Origin of the sequence: Halomonas sp. AOP13-D3-9 (assembly GCF_052379125.1) — a bacterium.
Taxonomy (GTDB): domain Bacteria; phylum Pseudomonadota; class Gammaproteobacteria; order Pseudomonadales; family Halomonadaceae; genus Vreelandella.
The window spans coordinates 1-25,367 of the sequence record NZ_JBQSYH010000013.1; the positions used below are offsets into that span (position 1 = coordinate 1).

General features: G+C 54.3%; 19 protein-coding genes. 6 read left to right on the top strand and 13 right to left on the bottom strand.

Translation table 11 applies throughout. The features are described 5' to 3' along the window. Positions 1–157: 157 nt before the first annotated feature. Positions 158–616 (bottom strand): REP-associated tyrosine transposase, encoded by a 459-nt coding sequence (locus ACT3UM_RS14915; RefSeq protein ID WP_498900076.1) that lies wholly within the window; start codon positions 614–616, stop codon positions 158–160. Between the two features lie 372 nt (positions 617–988). Between ACT3UM_RS14915 and ACT3UM_RS14920 the strand changes: the two genes are divergently transcribed. From ACT3UM_RS14920 to ACT3UM_RS14930, 3 genes are read left to right on the top strand one after another with little or no spacing between them, the layout of a single operon-like run. Further along, positions 989–1,432, top strand: coding sequence for a LexA family protein (locus ACT3UM_RS14920; RefSeq protein WP_498900078.1), 444 nt, complete (start codon positions 989–991; stop codon positions 1,430–1,432). A gap of 31 nt (positions 1,433–1,463) precedes the next feature. Beyond that, a complete protein-coding gene (locus ACT3UM_RS14925; protein WP_498900080.1) occupies positions 1,464–2,777 on the top strand; it encodes a Y-family DNA polymerase in 1,314 nt (437 codons plus the stop codon). Between the two features lie 30 nt (positions 2,778–2,807). Next, positions 2,808–3,917, top strand: a complete 1,110-nt coding sequence (locus ACT3UM_RS14930) for an LBF_2804 family protein (RefSeq protein WP_498900082.1) — start codon at positions 2,808–2,810, stop codon at positions 3,915–3,917. 4 nt (positions 3,918–3,921) lie between these two features. Here ACT3UM_RS14930 and ACT3UM_RS14935 read toward each other — a convergent pair whose 3' ends face one another. The 6 genes from ACT3UM_RS14935 to ACT3UM_RS14960 form a co-directional block, all read right to left on the bottom strand. Next, a complete protein-coding gene (locus ACT3UM_RS14935; protein WP_498900084.1) occupies positions 3,922–5,385 on the bottom strand; it encodes a sodium-dependent transporter in 1,464 nt (487 codons plus the stop codon). Between the two features lie 75 nt (positions 5,386–5,460). Next, entirely contained in the window at positions 5,461–6,684 is a 1,224-nt protein-coding gene (locus ACT3UM_RS14940; protein ID WP_498900086.1) for a YbfB/YjiJ family MFS transporter, read from the bottom strand. 137 nt (positions 6,685–6,821) lie between these two features. Then, positions 6,822–7,178 (bottom strand): AtuA-related protein, encoded by a 357-nt coding sequence (locus ACT3UM_RS14945; RefSeq protein WP_498900088.1) that lies wholly within the window; start codon positions 7,176–7,178, stop codon positions 6,822–6,824. Next, positions 7,165–8,571, bottom strand: coding sequence for an acyclic terpene utilization AtuA family protein (locus ACT3UM_RS14950; RefSeq protein ID WP_498900090.1), 1,407 nt, complete (start codon positions 8,569–8,571; stop codon positions 7,165–7,167). Before ACT3UM_RS14950 ends, ACT3UM_RS14945 begins: the two co-directional genes overlap by 14 nt. After that, positions 8,568–10,478: a TRAP transporter permease gene (locus ACT3UM_RS14955; protein WP_498900092.1), complete on the bottom strand. Its 1,911-nt coding sequence runs from the start codon at positions 10,476–10,478 to the stop codon at positions 8,568–8,570. Before ACT3UM_RS14955 ends, ACT3UM_RS14950 begins: the two co-directional genes overlap by 4 nt. A gap of 21 nt (positions 10,479–10,499) precedes the next feature. Next, positions 10,500–11,465 (bottom strand): TAXI family TRAP transporter solute-binding subunit, encoded by a 966-nt coding sequence (locus ACT3UM_RS14960; protein WP_498900094.1) that lies wholly within the window; start codon positions 11,463–11,465, stop codon positions 10,500–10,502. Positions 11,466–11,622: 157 nt separating this feature from the next. Between ACT3UM_RS14960 and ACT3UM_RS14965 the strand changes: the two genes are divergently transcribed. Together ACT3UM_RS14965 and ACT3UM_RS14970 are read left to right on the top strand one after the other, a co-directional pair. Continuing rightward, complete coding sequence (locus ACT3UM_RS14965) at positions 11,623–12,507, top strand: LysR family transcriptional regulator (RefSeq protein ID WP_498900096.1); 885 nt, start codon at positions 11,623–11,625, stop codon at positions 12,505–12,507. Between the two features lie 80 nt (positions 12,508–12,587). Beyond that, complete coding sequence (locus tag ACT3UM_RS14970; RefSeq protein ID WP_498900098.1) at positions 12,588–13,919, top strand: M20/M25/M40 family metallo-hydrolase; 1,332 nt, start codon at positions 12,588–12,590, stop codon at positions 13,917–13,919. Between the two features lie 1,056 nt (positions 13,920–14,975). Here ACT3UM_RS14970 and ACT3UM_RS14975 read toward each other — a convergent pair. Next, positions 14,976–15,662 (bottom strand): type 1 glutamine amidotransferase domain-containing protein, encoded by a 687-nt coding sequence (locus tag ACT3UM_RS14975; protein WP_498900100.1) that lies wholly within the window; start codon positions 15,660–15,662, stop codon positions 14,976–14,978. A gap of 93 nt (positions 15,663–15,755) precedes the next feature. Between ACT3UM_RS14975 and ACT3UM_RS14980 the strand changes: the two genes are divergently transcribed. Then, positions 15,756–16,535, top strand: coding sequence for a CLCA_X family protein (locus ACT3UM_RS14980; protein ID WP_498900102.1), 780 nt, complete (start codon positions 15,756–15,758; stop codon positions 16,533–16,535). A gap of 51 nt (positions 16,536–16,586) precedes the next feature. On the opposite strand, the gene ACT3UM_RS14985 is transcribed toward ACT3UM_RS14980, so the two are convergent. From ACT3UM_RS14985 to ACT3UM_RS15005, 5 genes are read right to left on the bottom strand one after another with little or no spacing between them, the layout of a single operon-like run. Further along, positions 16,587–19,112 carry a tetratricopeptide repeat protein gene (locus tag ACT3UM_RS14985; protein ID WP_498900104.1) on the bottom strand — a complete coding sequence of 842 codons (2,526 nt, stop codon included), beginning with the start codon at positions 19,110–19,112 and terminating at the stop codon, positions 16,587–16,589. Positions 19,113–19,150: 38 nt separating this feature from the next. Next, positions 19,151–20,410, bottom strand: a complete 1,260-nt coding sequence (locus ACT3UM_RS14990; RefSeq protein ID WP_498900106.1) for an alginate lyase family protein — start codon at positions 20,408–20,410, stop codon at positions 19,151–19,153. A 36-nt stretch (positions 20,411–20,446) separates the two neighbouring features. After that, the gene (locus tag ACT3UM_RS14995; RefSeq protein ID WP_498900108.1) at positions 20,447–21,343 is read right to left on the bottom strand and encodes a polysaccharide lyase; all 897 of its coding nucleotides are present in this window, start codon (positions 21,341–21,343) and stop codon (positions 20,447–20,449) included. A 25-nt stretch (positions 21,344–21,368) separates the two neighbouring features. Continuing rightward, positions 21,369–23,177: a PilZ domain-containing protein gene (locus tag ACT3UM_RS15000; RefSeq protein ID WP_498900110.1), complete on the bottom strand. Its 1,809-nt coding sequence runs from the start codon at positions 23,175–23,177 to the stop codon at positions 21,369–21,371. A 19-nt stretch (positions 23,178–23,196) separates the two neighbouring features. Continuing rightward, positions 23,197–24,984: a glycosyltransferase gene (locus ACT3UM_RS15005; RefSeq protein ID WP_498900112.1), complete on the bottom strand. Its 1,788-nt coding sequence runs from the start codon at positions 24,982–24,984 to the stop codon at positions 23,197–23,199. Between the last annotated feature and the right edge of the window lie 383 nt (positions 24,985–25,367).

The window sequence follows — 25,367 nt, forward strand, 5'->3', positions numbered from 1 at the left end:
AGGAGCCCAATTTATTGGGCGATTAGGAAATATCGAGGTACTGCAGGTCATTGCTGCTAGATGGCCTGATCGCCCGACAAGTCGGGCTCCTACATTGGCTGGATGCTTGGAGCGGGTTTTGTAGGAGCCCAATTTATTGGGCGATTAAGTTATCTACTTAAACGATCACCTGATCTCCAGTATATGGTGTTAACCAACGGGCATCCCAAAAACTATAATCCCCAATCTGGTTAACCAACCCGGCCCTTAGCGGATTGGCGACGATGTAACGTGCGCTATTCCGAACGTCTTCCTCTTCGCGAATCAACCGGTCATGAAATCCCCGCTGCCAAACTGGGCCACCCAATTCCAGCGAAACGTACGATTTATAAAGCTTAACCGCCTGCGAAAGATCACCCTCTAACACCAGCAGCCAATGCACATGATCAGGCATTACTACAAACGCCCAAGTCGACCCATGCCGCTGAACGGTTGGATGATAAAATGCGCGCGAAGCCACGCACCCGAGCGAAAAATCACGGAAAATAGGCCGACGGTTCTCAGTTACCATCGTCACCACATAATAGTGCCCCGGTATACAACGTCTACCCAAGCGCAACGCATGGCCACGCGGCATAGCCTATCTCCATCCCTGGACTCTCATCGACAATTTATATCAATCATTAATTTATACGCCCAACTTAATTAAGACACACCAAGCCTAGCGATTTGGCTATCTAGTAGCAATTACTTGCAGTGCCTCGATGCTTCCTGATCGCTCAATAAATTGAGCTCCTACCCAACCCGGTGGACGCACCTAATCCTGTAGGAGCCAGACTTGTCGGGCGATCTGACCATCTAGCAGCAGTGGCCTGCAGTACCTCGAAAGTTTCTGATTGCTCAATAAATTGAGCTCCTACGACACCCGGCCCCCCACCGATTTGCATTTTCTTCCTCAAGATCAAATACTGTACATACATACATTACTAAATCTATCAGGATGCCGACGATGCCAGGCCAGTTAGCTCACTTTATCCCCGCCTTGCCGTTAAGCGCTCAGCCACTGCCTTACTTAACCTTTTTGGGTCGCGCTGGCTTCAGCGGCTTTCCTTCGCCTGCTCAGGATTACGAGCCATGCACGCTGGATCTCAATACACGCCTGGTTAAAAACCCCACCGCGACGTTTTATGTCACCGCCACCGGCGACAGCATGGAAGGCTGGGGGATTTTTGAAGGCGACCTGCTGATCGTTGATCGCAGTATTGAGCCGCGCCTGGGGCATATTTTGGTCGCTATGCTGGAGGGCGAGGCGTTGGTTAAACGCTACGCGCTTTACCGGGGCACACCGCACCTCTGTTCGAGCCACCCAAACTACCCGCCGCTGCCCCTTGAAGGCAGCGACTGCCAGCTTTGGGGCGTGGTGCGCACGGTGGTGCATGAGTACTTACGTTGAACAAGCTACTTACGTTGACTGAGAGGTGGCGATGATCGGTCTAATCGATGCCAATAACTTCTACGTAAGCTGCGAGCGGGTTTTTCAGCCCGCGCTGGAAGGCAGGCCTGTGGGGGTGATGTCAAACAACGACGGCTGCGTGATCGCCCGCTCAGCGGAGTTGAAAGCGCTGGATATTCCCATGGGCACCCCAGCCTTCAAGCTTGAAGGGCTGCGCAGGCGCGGCGAGATCCATCTTCTGTCGTCTAACTATGAGCTCTACGGCGATATGTCGGGGCGGCTGACTCAACTGCTACGCGATGCCTGCCCAGCGGTTGCGCCCTACTCGATAGATGAGATGTTCGTCTATCTGGAAGGGTTAACCACAGAGCAGTGTGAGGGGATGGGGCGGGAATTACGCCAGCGTATCCGCCGCTATTTGGGGTTACCGGTCTGTATTGGGCTGGCACCCACCCATACGCTCGCCAAACTGGCCAATCACCTTGCCAAGCAAGACCCTCTCTACCAAGGCGTTTGCCTACTTAATGGGCAGGATCACATCACAGAGGCGTTGCTCAAACGTACACCGGTGGGCAGTGTATGGGGCGTCGGCCACCGGCTTGCCGAGCGCTTGGCCATCGGCGGCGTTAATACCGCCTGGGACTTGCGCGAAAGCAGTGAAAAACAGCTTCGCAAGCGCTTCTCAGTGGTGCTAGCACGCACCGCGCTTGAGCTACGCGGCGTATCCTGCTTGGAGATGAACGCGTTAGATAAGCCTCGCGAGCGCATTATGACCTCTCGCTCATTCGGCCAGCCCACCGGCGTTTTTGCCGAAGTACATAACGCCCTGCGGCGCCACGCCCAACGCAGCGCTGAAAAACTGCGCGAGCAGCGCTGTTTAGCCCGAGCGGTGTTGGTATTTCTTAACACCAACCGCCACCGCCGCGACCAGTTGCAGTATTTCCCGCAGGCGCTAATACCCCTGCCCTCACCTAGCGACGACACCCGAGTGATCCTTGATGCCGTCCGCCAAGGGCTTGAACAGATTCATCACCCCCGCTACCAATTTATGAAGGCCGGAGTGATGCTGCTGGATTTGGTAGATGCCGAACAGTACCAAATGTCGTTACTGCATCAACCTGCCCGTGATCGCCACCCGTTGCTGATGGCAACCATTGATCAGATCAACCAGCGCATGGGGCAAGGCACGATCAGCTTTGGCATGACGAACGCGCCTGCGGCTTGGCAACTGCGCTGCGCCCACCGCTCAGACCGCTATACCACGCGCTGGGACGAGCTGATGAAAGTGGGTACTCATCCCGGCGCTACCCAAGCGTGTACTTCACGAAGAGAACCGCTACCCTAAAGCGCCAATTGCGTAGGAAACGCTGTTTTTATGACCCTCACTCGGCCAGATAAAGAGTACGCCCCAGCCCCTGGCCTAGCGCAGCGTTGGGCTAGCCGCTATGTACAGCGCTATTTACGCCGCCACCCGGCACTTGATTCCCCTGACCCACAGGCCCTGAAGCGCGCACGGCGCTGGATCATCGCCTGGGCAGCGCTCGCGGGCCTGATTTCCGGCACCCTGATTGGCAGCGCCGAATGGTGGATGCGTGAGTTTGCCACTAGCCACTGGGAAGCCATGAGCCTTAGAGAGCAACTCCCCTACTGGGCCGGCTATCTGGCCGTTGCAGGCTGTGTTACCGCGCTGGAAATCGGCTTTTTATACTGGAACGCGCTGCGCGGCGTAGCGAATATTACCCGCTTGGCAGGCCTACGTTATGGGCAAACGGAAACGTTGGAACCCGATATTCAGCTGACTGTTCACGGCGTTTCCCGGTCGGCATTGGAGTACCCCAGCCCGGGTAGTCTTATTTATGGCGTCGACCCCCACGCCTACCTGCATGGCTGGAAGCTAACGCTTAAAGCGCTGCTTTATCGCTTAAAAATCAGCTTAAGCAGCTTCCTACTGCGTTTACTGCTGCGTCGTCTATTGGGACGACTGACGCTGCGCGGTTTTCTACCGGTGTTAACCGGCCCGCTATACGCCGTGTGGAACGCCTGGATTGCGGCACGGATTATTCAAGAAGCTTATTTACAGGCGCGTGGCCCCGCCCTGGTTAAGCACTTGATGGAAACACTGACAGGCAGCGACGCGCACACCCGCCGTCTGGTGGCCCAGGGGGTCGGCGAGCTTATTATGCGCAACCAACACCCTCATCCCAACCTAGTGCTGCTGTTGGCTCGCCTGCTGAATAGCCTGCCTGAAAAACCACAGGCGATCGACGTTGATTGGCCAGCCGCACTACAGGACTACGCGCAACTGACGGGCGAGTCACGTAAAGCACTGCTTAATGCACTTACCCAGGCGGCGCTACTGAGCGGCACCTACAAAGGCTCACGCAAGCGGTTCTTAACAGAGGTGTTTGCGACCTGCCAAACGCCGCTGCGCAGCGATGAGGTAAAGGCTCAGCAGCAGCGTTTGTTATCGGGGCAAGCGCCGTAGCGTATTACGCTGTTTTCAGCGCTTGGCGCAGCCGCGGGCTTAGGCTTTCGCCCAGCACCACCATGGCGACCAGAATCGCCAGCAGCCACGGCCAGTGGGCTGAAAACGTCACGCTATAGAGCCCCAGCACGTTGGCAAAAATCACCAAAATACCGAGCGGGCTGACATAGCGAGCCATCAGCAGCCATAGCGCATAAAGGCGCGGGGTAAGGCCCAGCTCATCGCGCATGATATTGATGTTGAGCACAAAGCCCGCCATCACGACCGTGCCCAGGCCGCCTAGCGGCATCAGCCAGCGCGACGTCAGGTAGTCCAGCCAATCAAAGAACGTCTTACCCGCCAGCGTCCAGTCGGCGCCGACATTAAACGAGAGCATCGCCGCCGTGCTGATCAACCACAGCACAATGCCCGTGCTCCACGCCGCCGAACGCCGCGAGAAGCCTTTGCTATCGCATAGCCACGAGATCGTTGCTTCGACCATGGATATCGACGAGGTGAGCGCAGCCGTAGAGAGCATGATAAAGAAAAGAATGCCAAACAGCGTACCTAGCGGCATCGCTTGAAACGCAATGGGCAGGCTCATAAAGATCAGCCCCGGGCCTTCTCCCGGGTCCATGCCATTGGCAAAAATAACCGGGAAAATAGCCAGCCCCGCCATCAGCGCAACCACCGTGTCCGCCAAGGCAACGCCGAGCGTTGTACGGGCAATCGAGGTATCTTTGGGCAGATAACTGCCGTAGGTCATGATCGCGCCAGCAGCCAACGAAAGCGTAAAGAACGCATGTCCCAACGCGGCCAGCATCCCCTCGCTAGATAGGCTGCCGGTGTTAAACGAAAACAGAAACGCAAAGGCGTCGCCAAAACCACCGGAGAATGCGCCAAACACAATCAGCACCACCAGCATGATCACCAGGCCGGGCATCATCCAACGGACGTTTTTCTCAATCCCCTCCTGCACGCCTTTACCAACAATAACCATGGTCGCCAGCGTTACCAGCGTGCTCCAGAAACCGAGATTCCAGGGGTTGGCATTATTGGCGCCAAACACAGCCGCCAGTTCCTCCACAGTGCCGCCGCTTAAGCCGCCGGTGAGCATTTTCCAGAGGTAGGAGAATGACCAGCCCGCCACCACGACATAAAACGATAGGATCATAAAGCCGCACAGCATCGACATCCAACCAAACAGCGACCACGCCGATGAACGCCCAGACTCGTTCACTACCCGGCGTACGGCATCAATGGGGCTACCGCGGCCACGCCGCCCAAAGGCGATTTCGGCCATCATAACTGGTACACCCACAGCCAGGATACACAGCAGATAAACCAGCACAAAGGCACCGCCGCCGTACTCCCCCGTCATATAAGGGAATTTCCAGATATTGCCCAGCCCCACCGCGGAACCGGTGGCGGCCAACATAAATCCCCAGCGGCCTAGCCACTGAGTGCGAGGTTGCCCAGAAGTGGTCATTTGCGCAGTTATCCTGTCTGAAAAAGCCGCCTATCCTAGAGGATTTTGCGGGCAAAGCCCACTAGGCCCCAGCCCCTAGGCGTAGACCGAGGCTTTGGCTGCGGCATCCAAGCGCTGAGCGGTTTGATCTACCCGGCGTAAACAGGCCAGCAGTACGACGCCAAGCGTAACAAAACCGCCCGCCAGCCATAGTCCAACGCCATAATGGCCAGAGGCTTCAGCCAACATACCGGTTAACGCCGGTGCGCATATCTGGGCGGCGCCGTATGCGAGCGTCATCTGCCCCATTAATCGAGCAGGGCTGGCGGGATAGAGCCTGCCCGCCATGGTCAGCACTAAGCTGACACAGCCAAGGAAGGTGCCGCCATAGAGTACGGCGCTTAGCAGCACCACTGCTGCATTCGCGGTAATGGCTGGGAGCACAATACCAATAACTTGAATGCTCATAGCGATCATCAGTGCCATTAAATAGCCCACTCGACGGGCGACTAAATCCCATACCATGACAGCAGGCGCAGCGGCTAAACCGGCCAGGGCGAACGTCCAGTTGCCCATCCCCTCCAGCAGTGGTTCACGCTCGACAATAGCAACTAAGAAGGTAGCGCTGATGACATAGCCGTAACCGGCGCAAAAGTAGGCAGCGAGCATCCAGCGCATAAATGTGCGTGTCGGCGGCGTAGCGGTTCGGCTACTCGCCACGTGAGCTCCCTCTAGCGGCCTTTCCGGCCGCGGCAGCCAGCGCCAGGCGGGCACCAGCAGCACGGCACCCAGCAGGCTAAAGCCCCACCATTGGGTCTGCCAGCTAAAGGAAAACTGGAGCATCATCTCCACTGCCACCGCCGCGACAATCATGCCTAGCCCCAAACCGGCAAAATGAATTCCCAGCTCGCCGCGCTGGCGATGTTGGATTAACCAGTGAAGAATCAGCCCTGACGCTAATAGCATGGCAGCGCTGCTTGAAAGCCCCGCCAGAAAGCGCAACCCCGCCCAAACCCAGAACTGATCGGTAAGCGCCATACCCGCCGTCGTGATTACCGCCAGGATTAACCCACAGCGAAATAGCGTGTCTTTGATATAAATACTGTGAATAGAGGCGGCCAGCACTGCCCCCAGCATATAGCCGGCGTAGTTAACCGCGGCAAGCCAGCCACCATCGGCATCCCCCATCCATGTCTGTTGCTGCATCACCGGTAGCAATGGGGTATAGGCAAAGCGCGCAATGCCAACACATAATATTTGGCTCAAAACGCCCGCCAACAGCACTTTGAAGCGCTGGGCACCTAGCGTTGCAACGGTCATGGGGCTGCTCCTTAGCGGCTCTTTAGCGACGATTTAGCGGGCATTATATTAATTAGCGTGCGTATTTTTATCGTCATAGTAAGGCCTTTCGGGCAGCGGGTCATGACCACCTAAGTCGAGGGGCGAGGTTAAAAGGTCTAGCTCGCATCAACCTCCATGCTTAACAGCAAAAACGATAGCGTTTTGCCATGCCCGTCCAAATTGAGCGCGCCATTAACACCGCCCTGCAGCACGTCATCAATCACGAAGTTCATGCCCGCCAAATTGGGCAAAGGGTAGCGTCGCACTCGGCTGGCACCACGGTGAGCAAACAGCGCCAGCACACGCTCCTCGGTTACCTGCTCCAGCAGGGTCGTGTAGTCGTCGGGATCATAGGCAAACAGTGCCACATTAAGACGCTCCCCCTTATCCCCGGCACGCGCATGGGCGAGTTGGTGAAGAGAGACAGAGGCAGGCGGGTGCACCGCTGTTTGCGTTGGTTTAGCGTGCAACATAGCGTTCACTCCTGCGTTCCCCGAAGGGCGGTGATTCAAACAGGCTGGCATGGGGATGAATATCGCTACGCTTTACCAAATAAGAGGCGGTAAACACCCGCCTTTGGAACTGGCGCCGCACGCCGCCACCCCCAGCGGGCCCAGCACAATACAGCGCCAATAGCTCCTGGGTGGCACGGGCTACCCAGCGCCGCTCGCTGTGCTCGGCCGCCAGCCGCAACCGATAATCGCCGCTGGCAGACCCTGAAGCGCTACGCTGCAGCTCACCGCTATCGCTATCGAATACGCTGGCCAAGCCAATGATATCCAAGCGGGTACGCAGCTCGGCAGGGGCTCGAAACACCAATCGTTCACGCAGTACCTGCGCTGCAAGCTGGGCTCGTGCCAACGCGTTGGGGCCTGCATAGGAAATTTCCGCCTCGCCCTGCCAACCGCCTTCATAGCACACGGTGGTTTTTAGCCGCTCAGGCGCAGGCTTGCCGCGAATTCCTGTCACCGCCACGCGATTGGGTGACAACTGACGCACCTCTGCGTGGGAAAGATCCACCGTGACATCCGGAGTCAGATAATTCGCCGGGTCATGCACTTCGTAAAGCAGCTGTTCTTTCACCGTTTGCTCGGTAACACAGCCGCCGGTATTGGCAGGCTTGGAAATAATAAGGCTGCCATCCTGCTCCACTTCAATAATCGGATAGCCCACCGTGGCGAGCCCGGGCACGTCTTTAAAGCCCGGATCGGCAAAATAGCCGCCGCTTACCTGGGCGCCACACTCAGCCAAATGCCCCGCCATCATGCCGCAAGCCAGGCGATCCCAATCGTCCCAACGCCAATCGAAGTGATGCATCAGCGGCGCTAAAAACAGCGCCGGGTCGGCAACACGGCCTGTAACCACCACATCCGCCTGCATGGCCAACGCCTCAACCAGCGCCTTGGCCCCCAGGTAGACATTGGCTGAAATCAGGGCGTCATCGCCCGGCATATCCAGCCGTTCGGCCTCCCAGCGCTGTAAGTCCAGGCTATGTAGCTGCTGACGGATATCGTCACCATGCACCTGGGCAATGCATACATCCCCGCGCCCAAGCTGCGTAGCCAAGTCAGCAATTACCTGACAAGCACCACTGGGGTTCGCCGCACCAAAGTTGCCTAAAATCTTAATGTCGTGATCCAGGCAGTCGCGCAGCACCGGCGCCAGCAGCTCGTCTAACAGCGGTTCAAACCCGCTTTCGGGATCATCACGCATCGCGCGGTGAGCTGCCGCTAATGTCCGTTCACCCAGGGTTTCAAATACTAAAGCGGAGGGCTGCTGTCGCTTGATCAACTCTGCCACCACCGCCACCGCCGCATCGGTGCGGTCACCGGAAAAGCCCGCCCCGCTGCCTAATAAAAAGCTCATAGCTGGGTCTCCTTGGCCTGAAGAGAGAGGTGGTCGCCCGCGACAGGCTCCTGCTCGCCTCTCAGCAGCGAGCGGCGGCGTATAAATAGCCCAATGATCAGAGCCAGCGCCGCCAGCGTGGTCAGCCAGCCAGGCGTCAGCGCCAGCCCAATCACCGCGATCAGCCCCACGACATCGATCACGCGCTTACCCGTCATGGCTACCCGGGACATCAGCGCGGCAAACGCCATTACGAACACGACCCCTTGGCAACTGGCCAAGACGATCTCTAGAGCAGAACCAAACCCCGCCAGGGCTGGGTAGATCAGCAGCAGGAAGGGAATGACATAGATAGCCGCCGCCAAGCGCACTGATTCAACCGCCGCAGGCAGCCAGTTGGTGTCGGCAATGCCTGAGGCCACGAATACCGCAATGCAGACAGGCGGTGTAATAACAGAGAGTGTCGCGAAGTAGAAAACGAACAGGTGGGCAATCAACGGCTCAACGCCGATGGTGGTGAGCGCAGGCGCAAGGACTGATGCCACCAGAACATACGCTGCCGTGGTTGGAATCCCCATGCCCAAAATCAGACATACGCCGCCGACGATAAAAGCGACCAGAAATAGCGATTCGCCGCCTACCGTAACGATCAAGCTGGCTAACGTCACACCGATGCCGGTCATACCGATCATCGCCACCAGAATCTGCGCCCCGGCCAGCAGCACGCCAATAATCACCATGCCTTTGCCTGCATCGACTAAGCCTGCCACCAGCTTGCCGAGGATCTCGCGCAGCGGCATTTTGGCCATCAGTGCAAAAGGCACGAACGTTAGCACGGTCATCAGGATACCGTAGAACGCCGACATTTGAATCGAGCGGCCGCTGAGCACGCCGTAAAACAGCCCGCCTAATGCAGCCAGAATGGGAATAATTCGTTCAGTGCGTATCACGTCTGACCAGCTTGGCAGCTCATCATCAGGTACTACCTGCAGCTGGCGGCGCTTGGCGACCAAGTGAATGGTGACAAACACCCCCAGGTAGAAAAGGATCGCGGGCAGCAAAGCCGCTAAGGCAATACGCAGGTAACTCTCACCGAGGATTTCCGCCATGATAAACGCCGCAGCGCCCAGGATCGGCGGTGCGATTTGGCCACCGGTAGAGGCTACGGCCTCAACTCCAGCTGCGAACGGGCGTGGATAATTTAAGCGTTTCATCATGGGAATGGTGAAGTTACCCGTGGTGGCCACATTGGCCACCGCGCTGCCGCTGACCATACCAAACAGCCCGGAGGCCACGGTAGCCACTTTGGCAGCACCGCCCGGCGATCGGCCGCTGATACGCAGCGCCAAATCCATAAAGGTATTACCGCCCCCCGTGTGCAGCAGCAAACAGCCGAACAGTACGAAAGCGGCAATGGTCGTCGCTGCGACACCCACCAGCATTCCCCATACGCCTAAATCGCCGAGGTAAATGGTTTCGGTCATGTAGTAAAGATCAAACCCACGGTGGCCAAGTGGCCCTGGGATTGCCGCCCCAAACCACGCATAGGCTAAACCCACTAACACCAAAAGTGGAAAGATCACGCCGATGGCGCGGCGTGACAACTCTAGAATAGCCACCAGCAGAACGCCGGTCAGCAGCATATCCCGAGGTGTTGCCCAGGGGAGTTCGACCAGAATTTGTTCGTAGTTAAGCGCCACATAGCTGCAGGCAACTACCACGCCCACTGCCAGCACCACATCAATAGCGATACCCAGCGGGCGCCAGCGCTTGCCTGCGCCTAACGGATAAACGGCAAGCCCTAGCAGGATGACCAGCGCGAGAAAAATGCTCCGCTGAATCAAACTCTCGAAAGGCCCAGTGGCGGAGGTATACAGGATTAGCCCGCCCAGCAGGAGCGCCAAGCCTTTAGTGACTGTCTCGCGCATGATCATCTTCTCCAATGGGCCTTACTGGACAGGCTGCAAGGTATCGGGGATGTCATACCCCTGCTCTTCGAAATAGCGCGCAGCGCCGGCATGAAGCGGCACGGTGCCCACCTCCAGGGTCATCTTCGCCATATCCGCGTCCTGCATGGCCGCAAAGGCGTTAACCTGCGGCTCTGGGTTTTCCATCACGGCTTTGACGATTTGATAGGCGGTTTCTTCATCCATATCCGGATGGGCGTGCACGGCTACACCAAATGCCCAGGTGGTGTAGGCAGGAATACCCTCTGCAGCCCCTTCGGGCACATCGACAATGGCTACGTCGGGCATTTCGCTGCGCAGGGTGTCGGCCTGCTCTTGGTCAAGCGACAGCACGCTAATCGGTGTGAAAGTGGCGATGTCCATGGAGGAGCCATCCAGGCGTTCTCCGACCCCCGACTTTACCGATCCCATCACGCGGCCATCTTTCATGGCGTCAACCATATCGGTGGTGGATCCACGTACATAATCCGGTTCGATGCCAAGTGCGCGCATTACCGCCTCGGTGGTTTTTTCAGTAGCTGACCCGGTAATTCCAGGATTGAAACGCACACCGTCTAAGTCAGCGAACGTTTCCACCTCCGCATCCTGGCGCATCACGGCATTCTGCGGTGCCACGGTGTAGACCCATAGCAGGCGGTTATCGACGGGGCGGCCTTCAAAATCCTCTTCACCGGCGTAGGCGTGATAGCCGGTATTGGTGGTCACCAGGCCCATATCGATTTGGTTGCGGCCTAGACGGCGCAGGTTATCCACAGTGGCACCGGTTTCGGCAACCGAAGAACTGATCCCTTCGACTTGGTTATTAATAATCTGATTGACTGCCACAAAGTAGCTGTAGTGGCTGGAGGAGCTTGAGGTAGAGCCAATCAACAGGCGTTCATCGGCATGAGAGGTCGCAGCGGCTAGCACAGCGGCGCTTGCCACCATGGCGGTCAGTAGCGTTTTCATTGTGTCTCCGAAGCTCGCTAAGCGAGCTATTGTTATTGTAGAGCGGTTTTTTATCTAAAACGGTGATCGCGACGAACCGAATCGCGATAAGCCAAGCATGGTGCGCCGGTTTAATTTTGTATATTGAATAGTTTTTAATTTATGTTTTACTTTCTAAATGAATCCAAGCATCCAGCAGTTGCGTGTTTTTGTTGCCGTCGCCCATTCGCGTAGCCTTGCAGAGGCCAGCGAGCGCGTGCACCTTTCCCAACCGGCGATTTCGATCGCGCTGCGTAAACTTGAGGAGAACGTGGGTGGTGCACTATTTGCCCGCACCACGCGCCAACTCGCGTTAACACCGGAAGGCGAAGCTTTTCTGCCCGTTGCCGTGCGGCTCTTGAATGATTGGAATGAAGCCTTTGAAGATCTCAACGACCAGTTTTCGAAACAGCGCGGAAAGGTAACGGTGGCCGCCCTCCCCACTCTGGCGGCAGGACTATTCCCCCGCGTCATTAAGCTTTTTCATGAGGCCTACCCACGTATTAACCTCAGCCTGCACGATGTGCTGGCCGAGCAGATCAATCAAATGGTGCGCGAAGGCCGCGCCGACCTGGGGCTTTCCGTGCCGCCAAGCGACGCAGACGATCTAACCTTTGAGCCCGTACTCGAAGACAGCTATGTGGCCGTTTGCCCCAGCGGGCATCCGCTGCTGGCACAGTCGGCAGTGGCCTGGAGACAGCTGGCTGAGTATCCGTTTATTGGCATTAATCGCCTTTCCAGCTCACGCCAGGATATTGACCGTATTATGCAGAGCGTGGGAGAGCGGCTGGATATTTTATGCGATGCGCGCCAGATTGCCACGGTAGGCCGCATGGTCGCTGCGGGGTTAGGCATTAGCGTGCTGCCCTCGCTCAGTTTTCGGCAAATTGCCGCCGATGGTATTGAGTACCGCCCGCTGGTGGAGCCAACCATTCGTCGTGAGCTGGGCATTATATTGAGCCGCCGTCACCCTCCTTCCGCCGCCACCAGCGCCCTGCGCCAGCTAATACATCACCACGAATAAGCGGCTTTCTCTACACACAGCGCGGGAATCTGGCAGACTAGAGGTGATTAACATCCACCTGAAATGAGTGAGCGACAACGATGAGCGATACTGCAAAACCCTGGACACAACCAATGCCCGACGCGCAGTTCAAACTGATGCGCGATATTCTTGCCGCCCCCAGCCCCGTCGGCCTGGAAGCCGCCATGACTTACGGCGTGCTCAAACCGCATTTTGAGAGCTTCGCGCCTAAAAGCTGGCACCTTCACCAGTTCAAGGGCAACGCGGGCGTTGTGCTGGACACTCACCCCGGCCGCGACGACATGTTCAAGGTCATGCTGATCGGCCATGCGGACAAAATCCGTATGCAGGTACGCTCGATTGGTGAAGACGGCAAGATCTGGATCAACACCGACTCGTTCCTGCCCACCGTATTGATCGGCCATGAAGTAAAGCTGTTTAGTGAAGACCCCGACGCTCCCGGCAGTTACCGCTGCATTGAAGGCGGCACAGTCGAGGCCCTGGGCGCGATTCACTTCTCCGATCCTGCCCAGCGCGATGGTAGCAAAGGCCTGAAAAAAGAGCAGATCTACCTGGATCTACAGATCCATGGCGAAAACAAAAAGCAGCAAGTGTTGAACCTGGGAGTACGCCCCGGCGACTCGATTATTTTTGACCGTCCTATCCGCCCAGGCTTTAGCCCTAATACGTTCTACGGCGCTTACCTGGATAACGGCCTGGGCTGTTTTGTGGCCGCTGAGGTGGCGCGTTTGATCGCGGAAGCAGGCGGCACCAAAAACGTGCGCGTACTGTTTGCGATTGCCAGCTACGAAGAAATTGGCCGTTTCGGCAGCCGCGTGATGGCGGGCGAAATGAAGCCGGATGCTTTGATTGGCGTCGATGTAAACCACGACTATGTGGCTGCGCCCGGTATTGGCGACAAGCGCATGCAGCCGCTAGAGATGGGCAAAGGCTTCACCATGGCGGTGGGCTCTATTGCCAGCGAACAGCTCAACCGCATTATCGCCACCGCTGCTAAAGCGCAGGATATTCCGCTGCAGCGCGATATCGTGGGTATCGATACGGGTACCGATGGCATGGCAGGCGTATTGGCGTCTATCGACAGTGCCGCTACCTCGATTGGCTTCCCGATCCGCAACATGCACACCATCTCAGAAACAGGCCATACCCAGGACGTGCTGGCGGCTATTCACGCCCTCACCCATACCCTGCAAGCCTTGGATGCCATGCCTGACCTACAGCGTGAATTCCTGGATAACCACCCGCGCTTAGATCAAGCGAGCCCGCTCTCCCATCAAGGCGGCGACAAGCCTGACAGTGAGAAGGATGACAGCAAAGACGAGAGTAGCGAAGGCAAAACAACTAGCCAAAGCAACGACAGTAAGAAAAGCAAGAAAAAAGCGAAGAAATAAAACAAGCGTATAAAAAAGAAGCCCCAGCCATTCCCTGGCTGGGGCTTTATCAAACCTTCCTTGATTCGTCTTCACAAACATCCTGTTTGTGCTTCCATGAGTGCAAGCTTCCCTAGCTCAATCTTCCCTGTTGCCACTTCCTTATGGTGTATACCTACAGTGAACCTTAAAACAGGTTATTTATCTAACCTATGTTATGAAAGTGGCAAAAATCTCTTTTTTTTACTTAGATTAATTGCACTAATTTAAAGCATATTATTTTATATTTTCATATGGCGCGTATGCTCAGTAGCGCTATACTTTTATAGGTATCGATATCGATACTGCTCTACAAGGACGTTACCACGCCTGAACCATCAATAACCTAATGGTAGGAGGTCAGCGTGCGCGACATTATAATTAGCCATAAAGTCAACGGTTTGGATGTGATCTGCCGTCATTGCGGCAATGCAGAATCACCCAAAAATCCGTTTTTGAACCGCTTCCGTTTAGAAGGCACCGGCAAAAACAGCACCACGTTACGCTGCCTAAACTGTCAAACAGCGGTTGAAATACCCTTGAGTGAGTTAAGCTCGCTTTACTATCACTATGCTTGCTAAAGCTAGCACCATGGAATTTCAACTTTAGCACTTGTTATAAAAAGGTTCATTTTTATTATTACAAGTAATGCATTGTTAACGAAAGCGTCATAAGAGCTTAATTAACTTGTGATTTGGGAATAAAAAACCCGGCCACTCCTTGGCCGGGTTTTCATCAGGTCTTCCCTGAGCTTGCACCACAAACATCCTGTTTGTGCATCCTTGTGCTACACAAGCAATCCTTGCTTGTTCTTCCCTATCGCGAGTTCCCTTCGCTGTGTGTACACAGTGCGCTTTATAACAGCAGGTTTATCTAACCTGTGATATATAAAGACAAATAAATCGTTTTCAAAAGGCTTTTTAGCTTTTTACGCCTCCTATCAGCTTGTAAAGGAAGGCAGAGAATAGCCAATTAAAAAATAGCAACGGCAAGGAGTGCCTCGCCGTTGCCATGCAACAAATGATTAATACCGCCTAGTTACTTAGCCAGCCACGCCATCAGCGTTTCAGCTGTGAGCGCTGAGGAAGGCGGGTTTTGCCCAGTGATCAGTTGACCATCTTCACGTACGTAAGGAGTGAAATCATCCGCTTTGCTATAAATCCCGCCGCACTTTTGCAAGGCGTCTTCAACGAGATGCGGCACGATATGGGTCAAGCCAACGGCCTCCTCTTCGCCGTTAGTAAAGCCTGTTACCTGGCGGCCTTTTACCAGCGGTTCACCAGCGCTGTCTTTAGCATTGACCAACACTATCGGCGCGTGACAAACCGTGGCAACCGGCTTGCCTTGGGCGATAAAGGTCTCGATTAGTCGAATGGAATCCGCATCGTCGACTAGATCCCACAATGGACCGTGACCACCAGGGTAAAATACCGCATCAAAGTCGTCAGCGTTCATATCGCCTAGGCGATGAGTCGCCGCCAGTTCAGCATTCGCACTTTCATCTTGCTTAAAGCGGCGCGTTTCATCGGTTTGGCTATCGTCTGCGTCACTTTTGGGATCCAGCGGCGGCTGCCCACCCTTGGGCGATGCCAACGCTACTTCAGCCCCCGCGTCTTTAAAGACATAATAAGGGGCTGCCAGCTCTTCGAGCCAAAAACCGGTTTTATTACCGGTATCGCCCAACTGATCGTGAGACGTCAGTACCACTAAAATACGCTTGCTCATATCTCTCTCCTGGCGGTGGAAAATGAGGCTATTAAAATGCGTTACGGTTAGTTAGTGGGGGCCTGGGTAGCAGAATACAAGGAGATACGATAAGTGAGCATTGAAGCGCGGGATTTTTACCGCAGTGGCCCTGACCATCGCCAGGGGCAAGCCAGCAGCTTTGCCCTGATCCGGCGTCAGTTTGATTTTCGCTCTATTGAAATTGGCCGCTGGGTAACCAGCGCCGAACGCGACCGTGCCGCCGAGCTGTTTCATGATGCGCTGTGCGATCTCATGCTGATTCTAAAGGGGCCAGAGGCGTTGATTTCGCTACGCGGCTCAATCGCACTTCAGTACGGCAGCGGTGGTCGACCGGGTGTTTCTGCTCACTACGACCCCAGCCAACGCAGCTTTGCGCTGGCCAAAAACGCTGGCCCCGGCAGCATTGCCCACGAGTGGTTTCATGCTTTTGATCACTACATAGTCAGCAAGTGTTTTCGTGGCATCCCCAACGGCATGTTCGCCTCTACCGCGTGGTTAGCTGATGCGACGCCCATTCCCCACCCGCTTAATCAATTATTGATGGAGTGCTTCAAAGCTATTCTGCTGCAGCCAGCAGGCGATCAGCCTAGCGAGCTGTTTCAGCACTCGGTGCAAGTGGATAAAAAACTTGGACAGCTCTATTACAGTAAACCCGAAGAGCTCTGCGCACGCGCCTTTGAAGCGTTTGTGCAGGATGCGGCCATCACCAATCACTTCCTGGTCAAAGGCACCAAGGCCTCTCCTGAAGCGGAAATGGGGCTTTACCCGCAGGGCGAGCAGCGGGAGAGAATTAACCGCGCGTTTAGCGACTATTTTGGCGGGCTAGGGACGGCGTTGAATAAAAGCGGATGACCGACCAATGGGCGGACCTGCGAGCAAATAGGATCACTCTTCTGTGTCTACTTACAACTCCATATGACTGTCGACGATAGCGACTTCTTCGGTAAGCAATTGACGTAACGTCTCCACTGCGAGTTGCCCCTCGCTATCGATAAGGCGATTGAGCCACAGTATCGCCTGCTCTCGATTGGCATTTTCGTACCCACGTGCTGAGAGATAGATCTCGGCCATCGCTAGAAGAGCGCTACGATGTCCTTGACTAGCCGCCTCATATAGGTAACGCACTCCACGCTCTGGATCCTTCTCAATATTCTCCCCGCTAAGGTATTCACGGCCAAGAGCGGTCTGAGCCCCGGGGTGTCCCTGTTCGGCAACATCAAGGAGCAGATCTAGGCCTCGCTGGATGTCTTTAGCAATAGCGCCATTGCCACGTATAAAGGCTACGCCCAACGCAGTAAGTGCATAAGTGGCACCAGCATCGCCAGCTTGCTGGTACCAGCGCTCCGCCAAAATGGAATTTTTCTCGACTCTCTTACCGTGCTGGTAGGCATCACCCAGAATAAAAGCAGCATGTGAGCTGCCTGACTCGGCTGCGGCAGTCAGCAGTTCAATGCCGCGCCTCACGTCCTGGTCAACATAATTGCCGGCCAAATAGGCTTCGCCCAGGTCGGTGCGGGCTCCGTCATGCCCCCTGTCCGCAGCTATTTTTAGGTAATCGATACCGCGCTCAATATCGCCCTTATCGAGATACATGCGGCCGAGGCTTGCTCCAGCCCCAGCATGTCGAGCTTGATGTGCCCGTTCCAACCAGTTTTCGGCTTGGCGTTCGTCCCGCTCAACCTTATTACCTTCTAGATAAGCCCGACCAAGGTCGGCCATAGCACCAGGATTACCACCTTCCGCTGCGGCGATAAGCGCATCCATATTGCCTTCAGCACCCAGATCTCGCTGCACGTAAGTAAGTGCATCGGCTGCGGCCTTATGCCCTTCATCCTGAGCGCGCGTCAGCCAGCGATTAGCTTCGTTCAGGTCTTGCTTGACACCATTGCCTTCTCGATAAACACGTCCAAGCACAACCATTGCATAGCCATCCCCCAGTTCGGCGGCTTTAGTCAGTAGACTAATGCCCTGAGAAGGATTGTATTCAAGCGGGCCTTCCAGATAGGCTTCACCGAGCATGCGCATTGCACCGGTCTGACCATGCTCGGCGGCATTTTGTAGCAGTTCTTGGGCCCGTTCGAGATCCCGAGTCACACCACGACCTTCCAGATAGGCGGCCCCAAGTTGTTGGGTAGCCCAGAAGTGGCCAAGTTCGTGGCCACGCTCCAGATAACGGGCTGCGGTAAAGGGTTGACTGGAAATCCTTTTGTCATCCATGAGCAGCGAACCTAGCTGCGCCAGGGCTAGAGGATGGTTACTCTCTGCGGCTTGCTCAAGCAGAATCATGCCGCGGGGCAAATCGTCGAGGCCTGTTTTACCAGCGACTAAGGCACGGCCAAGAATCACCTGGGCATCGACCGAGCCTGCCTGGATTGCTTCGTTCAACCAGCGCTCAGCGCGGTTCGGCTCCAGTTGACCAGCATTCTCAGGCTCCAAGAGGGCCTGACCCAGGTAGGTCATGGCCTCGACATGCCCCTGGCGAGCAGCCTCTTCCAACAGCGCAATGCCTTGTCGATATTCGCCAGCGTTGGTCATTTCATGCCCAGCTCGCGCCAGAGCATCCAGATCGCCAGCTTTGGCGGCTTGCTTAAGCCAGTAGAGGCGCCTATCAGGCTGATCACTCAGCAGCCCGTCAGTGGAATAGACTGATGCCAACTGGAGCATGGCGCTGATATTGCCCTGCTCGGCGTTGGCTTCAAGCCGACTGACGTAACGCTGCGTATAAGCCATCGATAGTATTATGTCCTCTTCTAGCCAGCCACCAGGCGCATGCGACTCCGCCAGTGCTTTCAGAGCTTGCTCTTTGCCCTTAGAGGCCGCCTGCTCATACAGCTGACGGGCAAGGATGGGGTCGGCCTCTACGCCTTCTCCACCTTCGGAGAGAAGATTTGCAAGCTCAACTTCTGCGATCCGGTCAAGGTCAGCTTCCATGGCTTGCCAAAGCAAATAATAGGCAAGCACATCGTTGTGCTTGACGCCTCGCCCCTCTAAATAGAGTCGGGCCAGGTTGAGCGAAGCGTGACCTCGTATAGCAGATGGTTTTTCTATGGCTTGACCATAGAGTCGTGCCGCTTCGTTGAGATCCTTTTCGACTCCGAGCCCTTGTTCATAGAGCTTGGCCATCTCGTAAAAGGCAGGTGGTACATAGCGATCCATCAAGGGTTGCAGTTCAGCAATGGCTTTATCGTAACGCCCCTGCACGATATGATCCTGGGCACGATTGATGGTGCCCCAGTCCCCCGACCCAATATTGGCCTGTGAACCGCTGGCAAACCAACTAACATATTGTGCGGGTATGGGCCGTGCATGCTGACCACTAGACGGTTCGCCTGAGATGATCGCACAACTAGCAAGCCAGACAGAGCAGGTTAACACCGCAGTCAACCGCAGCAATTGGGTGTCTAAAGTTCTGTCCGTTGTGCTTTTCATATGTTCGCTCGTTATCTTGTATGGAGCTGTCAGTTTCTTCAATTTCCCAGACCTTGGAAGGCCTCGGTTTCCTGGCGCCGATTATCAATGAAGAGATGCTGCTGGGCCTCAGGATCCATAAAGTAAAGTGTGACATGGCCCCCCGCGCTGCGGCTGTAAATGGGTCGTATACGGGTTACGAAACTGGCCATTCTTCGATAGTTGTAGTGCGAAAGGTAGATCTCCATCCAGGCGAAGTACTGCGGATCCAACAAAAATCCCGTGTACTGCTCAAGCGGAGCGTAATCCCCTAACGCTGCTGGATCTTCCAGTATCTGAAACAGGAAGTCTATGGCGTCATGGATGCTGTTGTTCTCATATTCCAAATTGAAGATATCGTAGCCTTGGCGATGGATAACCTGCATATTCGTAATAAGATAATTGAGCGCATAATTCTGGTTGTGAGTGGCTCGTCGGCCACGATTCACTTCAAGTGGGAAAGCCCCCTCCTCGGTCATGTCGTACAGAGCTGAATATATGGCTCTAACGCCAAAGCGAAACAGCTCGTCGTCCTCAACTAGCACACCGATGATACTGGCGTACAACGCACGACGATATAAGTGGTTGTTACAGCAGCTACTCTTCGGATTTCCTGAAATTGCCGAGTGCTCTAACGCGAGACCGTGCAACCACTGTTCGACATCGGCACGCTCCTTCTCAAAGTCAGTGATAAACGGGCGCACAATAGAATAGCCCATAGCCGCCGCGAATAGCATCGATTCAGAAGCAAACCAAGCCTGCGGTCGCGCTGAGTCGTAGACGAAGTCAGTCAGTGCTTCGGCTTCAGCCCAGCCATGTAGGTAGCGCACCAAACACTCTGCATAGTAAATGTCGCCGCTTGCAACGAAGGCACCAGCCAGATTCGATACACTATCCTCGAACGCAAATATTGGTTCGGTAGCCAGCAACCACTCTTCGGAATCAGGATGAAAACTGGGTATTGCACCCCGCGTGGTAATCGGCTTTGTGTTGAGCTTCTGTCGGCAACTTGGGCCTAGTGAGAGGTCGTCTGTCAACTGCAGCAAAATACTGCTTTCAGTTTGCTGAAGCTGAGTCATACGCTCTTTAACGTCGAAATAGCTGGCGTCCGTATCAGTGACACGGTATTCAGCAATATCGAGCGATATGCGCTCCTCACGAGTAAGGGGCTCTCTCAAAAGAGTATCGCCCAACACAGACAGACTAACCATTGTCATCAGTGTGATGGAGAGAACAAAAAAAAGGCATGCGGTCAGCCTTTTGGTTACTGCAAGTGGCATCGTTTTTGTCTCTCCTTCACTTCTCTTGTACTAAGCTCAAGGTCTTGAGGTATAGAAGCGAAAAGCGGCAAAATCCACGAACTGATCACGTGGTGTGCGCCAACCTTCCCCAGTCCCACCAAAGAATGTGGAAAACATTAAGCCATTGATGGTGATCTCAGGTGTGGTGCGAAAGACGATATTCCGCTGCTCCAATACAGGCTCCCCGTCGACCCAGACACGAGCGATACCGTTCTCCTGCTTTGGGTCATTAAGAACGACTTCCTGCTCAAGGGTTACCCACTGCCCGACCGGGTAGCGCCATAAACCCCGACCTACTGATTTACCTTCAAAGCCAACTACGTAGGGGTAAAGCTCGCCTTCGCCCTGCTCGCGCCACATCAAACGCATTGAGAAGCCATTCTCGCCGTCGACGCTATCACCGCCGGATGGGGCTTCACCTCCATACAATCCTGGCAGCTTGCCACCTTTCACGAAGTCGAAATCAGATGGAAAACGAACCTTGTAACTTAAACAAGCCCGGTCTGTTCCTTGAAGCAAAGAGGGATCACTGTAAAATCCTGCCCCGCCCAGGGGCTCATCCCCTGGCGAGGAGCTACCTGCAGGATAATGGACGCGAAGCCCTGCTTCACCAATACCAGTATGTTCAGCGCGCAAGGTTTCCACATTCTCCTCAGTGCCCCAGTGCCGCGAGGTATTAAAGGCCTGGCGAATGAGGTCGTAGCCACTTTTCATGGGCAGTAGGTGTGGTGTTTCTGACAAGGGGTAACGTTGGGAACAGGGCTGTTCCTGGGGGGTACTGATATGGGCATTCTCGGCTTCGTCTGCATGAACGAAAGAAAATGGCGATATTATTAGCGCGCTCAACATAAGGCTTATGTGGTGGAATCCGATTTGCGGATGGAGGGATTTACCTTTCATCGCTTGTTTCATCAGGATCTTCCGTTTAAATTTTTGTTTATTTAAAGACTGCGCGATATATATCACTGCCAGATTGGGTAACCCAACTAAAGCCTTGCCAAATTTTCTCTGAGGCGGTACTGAAAAGCAGTGTTTCGGTAAACCGAACATCTACCGGCTTGCCGACGCTATCTGCGGGTAGTGGTACTTCAGGAATCAGCAGTACACTGGCTACATTCTGCTGTTGTCGAACCCAGCTAGGGAAACCAGCACGAGGCTGCAATTCGATATCGAGAGCGACATTACGCACCCGAGCGCGAATTGGCTGGCTGGTATTGGCCAGCGTAACGTAGGCCCGCTGATTGGGCTCAATGCGGCTGATATCATCCATGTGCACCAGAGCCTCAACCATCACGTCTCCTTCATCAGCACGTATCAGAGTCATTATCCGTTCCCCCTCTTCAATGTAGACCCCCGAAGCACTACTCAACGCCCATGCTACCAAGCACTTGCAAGGGCTGTAGATTTCATTACTTGCCTGACGGGTATTGAGAGCGGCAATACGCGAACTCTCGAAATCACGCACTATTTCGAATTGCTCGATACGAGCCTCTGCGACTTCCGGCGAGGCCGACTCGAATATCATAGTATCACCACTGGCTGGCTGTGCGGTGCTAGCAAGGCTAACCTCCTGTATGCCGCCATTGAGGTGTTTGCGTAAATTCTCGACTAATCGATTGTTATAGGTAAAAGCTGCCTCGGTCAGGATCAGGTCAGATTCGAGGTCGCTGTTGATAACGTGGGTTAACAGTTGGTCACGCTCAACCTGATCACCCGAAATGTAATCATGCTCACCGAGTATGCCATGGCTGGGTGCGCGAATATCGATGCGAGGCGCTGTCACGGCTGCGAAGCTAGGCTCAATAAGCATAAAGTTACGGTATGCCGTTGCTGCACTAACAAGAACCAGCAAGCTGATTGCAAGGAATAAAAGAATGTATCGTCCGATAGGTTTCGGTGGTCGCGGTAGAGGCTCTGTTGGTTTGGTTGTCTGACGATTGCGTGGCGTCTGAGGATCTTCGCTGGCCGTTAGGCTATCGATATTAGGCAAACGCCCACTCAAACCACTGCGTATGAGCTGGCGTAGCGATTCACGATGATGCGGTTCAATCTCAGTGATCTGGAAGCTGACGTCATACCCTTTGCCACTTGCAGCAGGAGTCACGTAAAGGCATTTGGCTTTGAGTGTCACAATAAATTCAAAGGTACCCACAGCCAAAAGAAGTGATGCGGCAATATGCTCGCCAGATTTGAAACCATTTTCACTGTGGGCAGAGAAACCACCGAGAGAAATATCGTTGCCAACCATCTCTTTGTCGCTACCAGCGAGAACAACACGAAACGGTAGCGCAACCCTGACATATCCCCTCTCATCACGACGCTCGTGCTGTAGCTGTTCGCTCTGTCGCACATTGTTATGATGGGCGCCTTTAGTCTTTGAGGCAGCATCATCGATATTGATTCTTTGCTGTTCTTCCTCAAGCACAGGGTCTTCTTGCTGTGTGTGAATATGCTGTGAAGCATCCGTTTCTAGCGCTCGACTCTCCTCAATACGCTCATGCTCATGCTGCAGCTGGTCGTCTTCACCAGGGTGCGCATTATTATGATCGACACCTATCGATTTGGAGACAGTAGGTTTCTGCTTGTTATACGCATACTGAGAAAGGTCTAAGTGCCGACGTTGAGTTGGCGGCGTGTTGCCATGCTCGATACTCCCCGAGTTTGAGGAAGTATCGGCTTTGATCCATTTACGCTCTTCTCCGCGGGAGGGCTTATATCTTTTGTCTGCATATTTAGAAAGATCCATCCGTAGGTCGCTCCTTTCCTCAGGGTTGAGTCACAGACGCTTCAATCGGAGCCAAAGTCTCGACCCTGGAACCTGTGTCGCACATAGTCATTGCATCTGCCATTCGATTAGCCTGTGCAATGACGTTATTCGGCGGGATATTGTTCAAATCGCCTTCCCAGCCCGGAGGTACTTGAACCAGCTCACAGCCACTGTCGAGAGAGGGAGTATCAAAAGAGTGACCGAGGTACTGAGAGTCTTGACGATATTCCCATATCTGATCAATGGCGATGTGCAGTGTGGTTCGATCCACAGGCGTCATAACACCGGTCCACAAAATTAAGATGAAGAGAAGAACGCCATAGGCAAAACTGTGCATCACAAAGCCTATTTGGCGCTGCCTCCGCGCCGCGACAGAATCGTCTAGCTCGCCCGTAGATATACCTTGACGCGACCATTTTTGTCGGTTGGAGCGAAAGATAACGTAGGTCTTCAATATCGCGCCCCACACTTGGTTGTAATAAATCAGCGGAACCCATAGCAAGCTGAAACGTCCGCGTTGCCAGGCCAGGATCGACGTAGCAATACCGCGGCTAAAGAAAATCCAAAGCATGTAGGCGAAGAAGAACGAGGGCTGTATGAAAAGTATCACCAGCAGGACCGCTGTGGGCCCCACTAGGGTCGTCCACATGGAGACACGTTGGTCAATCAAGCTCCACCAAGTAAACATTCCCATGGGACGTGGTCCCAGAGCGATTGCCCGGTTGCTTGTGCGCAACATATTACCGAACCATCGTTGCATTAGATCAGTGGTAGATCTGAAAAAACGGCGTTTATCGGGTAATTCTTCAAACCCAGTCACGAAAACATCAGGCAAATAGATCATCGACCAACCATTTTTTAGCAGCCAGTACCATGAAGACTTGTCATCACCCGACAGGAATTTAAATTTGCCAAATCGCCAATGGTCTACATGATCGCTTTCAATCAGCTCAATAAAGTCCGGCTGTATGGCGAGGTCGGTGCGAAAGACACTATAGCGACCAGTAAGCACCAGCAGGCGCCGCGATAAAGACATGGAGCTCATAATCAGATGACGTTGTGCATAGCGCAGATCGTACCATTCGCGAGTGACATCGTTACCATTTACCTCGGCACGATTATTGGTAGTCAACGCTCCCAAGTCGTCCTGGGCAGAAAAGAAGGAAAGCGAGCGTGAAAGCGTACCTGGCTCTAAGCGGATATCGCCATCCATTGAGATCAGTAGCGACCCTGGCGCTGGCAGACACCTCGAGATCGCACGCAGAACCTCCGCCATTGCTGAGCGCTTGCCGTCCCCCTTCTGGAACATGTACCGCACTTCTACGTTCCGTGGCCAGTCATGATCGTCCAAGGCATGAGTAATAATATCCACGTCTGTACGATCCGAAACAGACGCAAAAATCGTCGTCGGCACCCCATAGTCGCGGGCCTCTCTTATCAAAGCATCATAAACTTGAAAGTTGATATGTGCCTCTAGTCGGAAGGAAGTGCACAGTACGAACAGCTCCGGCGGTTTTTCTAGCCCACCTACCACATCAGCCTTTGCACGCAAACTAGGGAAGACCATACGGTTGTAACAAAGTGAGCGAACCGCCTGTACCGCCCACCAAGAGTAACGCCAGATGGCGATCCAGCCGATAAGGAAAAAAAAGTTCTGCGACTCAGGCGATAACACTCCCGCTGGCAGTTCGCTGATGATACCGATCAACAACGCCAGCCCGAATATAAAAGTAATCAGTTCCGTGACCCAGCTAGCTGAGGAATAGTTACGACGGGTATCGGACATCAGCACCTCTTACACCAAGATAGATCACACGGATTCAACATTAATTTTTGCTTAACAAGTAATGTCTGCTTATCTTATAGGTACAAGGAACATTGAAATTTCATCTGTCGACCACCCATAGTTAGAGCTCGACCTTGGTCACGGGGCTGGTCTAGGAGACTTACGCTGCATTGAAATTCGATATGTCAACAGCCTCAGGTTAGCTACGTAAGCTCTCTCAACTTCGACGAAAATGAGGCCATGATCGCAATCAATCAAGCAGACTAACGATACGAACCCCACATGTTCACAAGCGAAGATGCTGATACGTATCATCGCTAAGACTCCTTACGGATATGTTGCTCTTTGCTCTTTGCTCTTTGCTTCAGGAGACTGACGAATTT